Origin of the sequence: Mesorhizobium sp. (assembly GCF_041661565.1) — a bacterium.
Lineage (GTDB): Bacteria > Pseudomonadota > Alphaproteobacteria > Rhizobiales > Rhizobiaceae > Mesorhizobium.
Genome location: NZ_JBAZUD010000242.1, coordinates 1 through 3,899, shown reverse-complemented (window position 1 = coordinate 3,899; position 3,899 = coordinate 1). Strand labels below are relative to the sequence as shown.

General features: G+C 64.8%; 4 protein-coding genes, 1 tRNA gene and 1 pseudogene. 5 read left to right on the top strand and 1 reads right to left on the bottom strand.

The window, feature by feature from the left end; all coding sequences use genetic code 11:
- A pseudogene (locus WC739_RS24870) lies at window positions 1–358 on the top strand (ROK family transcriptional regulator); the annotation flags it as partial.
- Between the two features lie 76 nt (window positions 359–434).
- Here the strand turns inward: WC739_RS24870 and WC739_RS24865 are convergent.
- A tRNA-Thr gene (locus WC739_RS24865) sits at window positions 435–509 on the bottom strand.
- Between the two features lie 159 nt (window positions 510–668).
- Here WC739_RS24865 and WC739_RS24860 point away from each other — a divergent pair.
- From WC739_RS24860 to hisD, 4 genes are all read left to right on the top strand, one after another.
- Window positions 669–854, top strand: a complete 186-nt coding sequence (locus tag WC739_RS24860; protein ID WP_372955642.1) for a hypothetical protein — start codon at window positions 669–671, stop codon at window positions 852–854.
- Between the two features lie 126 nt (window positions 855–980).
- A complete protein-coding gene (gene murA, locus WC739_RS24855) occupies window positions 981–2,273 on the top strand; it encodes a UDP-N-acetylglucosamine 1-carboxyvinyltransferase (protein WP_372955641.1) in 1,293 nt (430 codons plus the stop codon).
- A 310-nt stretch (window positions 2,274–2,583) separates the two neighbouring features.
- Complete coding sequence (locus WC739_RS24850; protein ID WP_372955640.1) at window positions 2,584–3,018, top strand: DUF2948 family protein; 435 nt, start codon at window positions 2,584–2,586, stop codon at window positions 3,016–3,018.
- A gap of 7 nt (window positions 3,019–3,025) precedes the next feature.
- Window positions 3,026–3,899, top strand: an 874-nt coding sequence (gene hisD, locus WC739_RS24845) for a histidinol dehydrogenase (protein ID WP_372955639.1), incomplete at its 3' end; no start/stop codon positions are given.

Below are 3,899 nucleotides of genomic sequence, written 5' to 3'. Positions count from 1 at the left end.
TGGGGCGCGCGAGCCATTGTTCGAATGGCTCGAAGATTGCGCCAACGCGCTGGTCGAGGCGATCATCGCCATCACCTCCGTCATCGACATCGAAGCGATCGTTCTCGACAGCATCCTGCCGCGGCCTATCCATCTTGAGCTGCTGGCGAGGGTGCAGACCCAGTTCAACCGGACCAGCGCGCTTGGCATCGTGGCGCCCGAAATCGTGTCGGGACAGTTCGGCCCCGAGGCGTCACCGATCGGCGCGGCCATGCTGCCATTCTCGGCGCTGCTGGCCCCCGACAGCGGCGTGCTGATGATCGGCAAGGACAGGACAATGTTGCTGGGCAGCCTCTCGAGGCTTGCCGGCCAGAGGTGACGGGCAAGATGCTCGCTGTCTGTATGCAGGCAGATGCGCTGCGACTTAGAACAGTGAGTGATTTCAAAGGAAACGATGGTGCTGCGAGAGAGGATTGAACTCTCGACCTCTCCCTTACCAAGGGAGTGCTCTACCACTGAGCTACCGCAGCCGCTGATGGCGGGGCTTCTGCCATATCGAACCGGCAAGCGCAAGGCCAAGAACCGCGCATCCGTGAAAGCCTTGCCGGATCGCTTTCGATGACATGGCCGTGCCACAATGTTGGCTATCCCTCGTTGTTGGGGCGGCGGTTGCCTGCCGGGACGGGACGATGAACGACAAGACAATTTCGCCGAAAAGGAACGGGCCAGCGAAAAAGGGCCGCGAGGGCCGGCTGGCCGAGCAATTGCGCGCCAATCTGCAGAAGCGCAAGGCGCAGGCGCGATCGCGACGCAGCGGCGAGCCCGATCAGCGGCCGGATGGGCTGACCGCTTCGAAGGAACCGCAAGAAATCTGACCGGATCGTCAACTCTTGGACCATAGCCGGCGAAATCCTATTTCTTGAACCGGATTGGCCAATGGTCTAGACGGGCCGATACTCAAACGATTGAACCGGCCTTCTGGCCGAGAGGGACGCTCTTCCATGGATCGCATCAGAATTGTCGGCGGCAACAAGCTTGCCGGGAGCATTCCGATCTCGGGCGCGAAAAACGCAGCCCTGCCGCTGATGATCGCGTCGCTCTTGACCGACGACACGCTGACGCTCGAAAACGTGCCGCATCTGGCCGATGTCGAGCAGTTGATCCGCATTCTTGGCAATCACGGCGTCGACTACTCGGTCAATGGCCGCCGCGAGAAGCAGAACGAGGGCTATTCGCGCACCATCAACTTCTCCGCCCGCAACATCGTCGACACGACGGCGCCCTACGAGCTGGTGTCGAAGATGCGGGCCTCGTTCTGGGTGATCGGCCCGCTGCTGGCCCGCATGGGCGAGGCCAAGGTGTCGCTGCCCGGCGGCTGCGCCATCGGCACGCGCCCGGTCGACCTGTTCCTCGAGGGCCTGCAGGTGCTGGGCGCCGACATCGACGTCGATACCGGCTATGTCATCGCCAAAACCCGGCACGGCCGCCTTGTCGGCAACCGCTATGTATTCCCCAAGGTGTCGGTCGGCGCCACCCATGTGCTGATGATGGCGGCATCGCTGGCCAAGGGCGAGACGGTGCTGGAAAACGCCGCCTGCGAGCCCGAGATCGTCAACCTCGCCGAATGCCTCAATGCCATGGGCGCCAGGATCTTTGGCGCGGGCACACCGACCATCACCATCGACGGCGTCGAATCGCTGTCGGGGGCGCGCGTGCGCGTCATCCCCGACCGCATCGAGACCGGCACCTATGCCATGGCCGTCGCCATGACCGGCGGCGACGTCGTGCTCGAAGGCGCGCGGCCGGAGCTGCTGCAGTCCGCGCTCGACGTGATTGCCCAGACGGGCGCCGAGATCACGCCGACCAATTCGGGCATCCGCGTCAGGCGCAATGGCGCCGGCATTTCACCCGTCGACGTGACGACGGCGCCGTTCCCGGCCTTCCCGACCGACCTGCAGGCGCAGTTCATGGGCCTGATGACGATGGCCAAGGGCAGGTCGCGCATCACCGAGACGATCTTCGAGAACCGCTTCATGCATGTGCAGGAACTGGCCCGGCTTGGCGCCCACATCACGCTTTCGGGCCAGACGGCGATCGTCGACGGCGTGCCGAAGCTGAAAGGCGCCCCGGTCATGGCGACCGATCTTCGCGCTTCGGTTTCGCTGGTCATCGCCGGGCTGGCGGCGGAAGGCGAGACCACGGTCAACCGCGTCTACCATCTCGACCGCGGCTTCGAGCGGCTTGAGGAAAAACTGTCCAACTGCGGCGCGGTGATCGAACGGATCTCGGCTTAACAATCGCGCCCGGGAAGCGCCAGTCGCCGAAGTCAGCGCCGCCCCTCACCTGCCTGCCGGCATCTTCTCCCCGTGAGTGACGGGGAGAAGGGGCTGCCCGCAGTGCCGGCTCGCAACTTCCGATATTGGCGAATCCTCAGCAAAGGGCGATGAGAGGCAGCGCCAACCGAAGCTGTTGGCGCGGTTGCAGCGGGCGGCAAGACCGGCGAATTTCCTGGCTGGCCACGATCTTTTCCGAAAACCGGTTTCCACTTTCCGGGATCATGCTCTAACAGAGGGTCAACCGCAAACTTTCAGGTGCGAAATCCGCATGACAGCCCTCAAGCTTATCGCGCTCGATGACCAGGACCTGAGCATCGTCTCGGCCCATGTCCAGGACGCCGTGATGAAGGTCTCGGACCTCGAATACCTGCCATCGGCCAAGCGTTTCGTGCTGACCATGAACCGTTTCGTCTGGGAGGCGAAATCCGGCCTGTTCAGCCAGCACAATGAGCGGCGCCAGGCCGTTCTGCATTTCGACCGGGTGCTCGGCGCCAAGACCAACGGCATCCCCCGCGACAAGCCGGCAGAGGTCCTGTCCTTGCTGGCGATCAGCTTCATCGAGATCAGCAAGCCGGCCGGCATCGTGGAGCTGGTGTTCTCGGGCGGCGGCACCATCATGCTCGACGTCGAGTGCATCGAAGCCCGCCTGGCCGATGTCGGCGGCGCCTGGGAAGCCACGTCGCGTCCGGTCCACAGGGCCTGAGCATCCGATGGCCATTACGCTTCGCCAGTCCGACGCCGATTTCGAGCAGCGTTTCGCCGCCTTCCTGACGACCAAGCGGGAAGTGTCCGAGGATGTCGACGCCGCCGTGCGCCAGATCATTTCGCGCGTGCGCGCCGAGGGCGACGCGGCGCTGATCGACTACACGCGCAAATTCGATCGCTTCGATCTCGGCGGCCCGGGAATCGCCGTATCGAAGGACGACATCGCGCGGGCCCATGCGCAAGCCGACCCAAGGACGATCGAGGCGCTGGAATTCGCGCGCGACCGCATCCGGTCCCACCATGAGCGGCAGCGTCCGAAGGACGATCGCTACACAGATGCCGCCGGCGTCGAGCTCGGCTGGCGCTGGACCGCGATCGAGGCGGTCGGGCTCTATGTTCCGGGCGGCACTGCGAGCTATCCAAGCTCGGTGCTGATGAACGCCGTGCCCGCAAGGGTAGCCGGGGTCGAGCGCGTCGTCATGGTCGTGCCGGCGCCCGGCGGCGTCATCAATCCTTTGGTGCTGGTGGCGGCGGACATCGCCGGCGTGTCGGAGATCTACCGTATCGGCGGCGCGCAGGCGATCGCCGCCCTTGCCCATGGCACCGAAACCATTCGGCCCGTCGCCAAGATCGTCGGCCCCGGAAACGCTTATGTGGCGGCAGCCAAGCGCCAGGTCTTCGGCACGGTCGGCATCGACATGATCGCCGGCCCCTCGGAGGTGCTGGTCGTTGCCGACGGCGGCAACGACCCGGACTGGATCGCCGCCGACCTGCTGGCTCAGGCCGAGCACGATGCCTCGGCGCAGTCGATCCTCATCACCGACGATCCGGCCTTCGGCATCGCCGTCGAACAGGCGATCGAGCGCCAGTTGCTGAGCC

Bases quoted from the DNA above. Each gene is read 5' to 3' on its own strand.
- WC739_RS24860 (WP_372955642.1), top strand. From the start codon at position 669: ATGAACGACAAGACAATTTCGCCGAAAAGGAACGGGCCAGCGAAAAAG.
- murA (WP_372955641.1), top strand. From the start codon at position 981: ATGGATCGCATCAGAATTGTCGGCGGCAACAAGCTTGCCGGGAGCATT.
- WC739_RS24850 (WP_372955640.1), top strand. From the start codon at position 2,584: ATGACAGCCCTCAAGCTTATCGCGCTCGATGACCAGGACCTGAGCATC.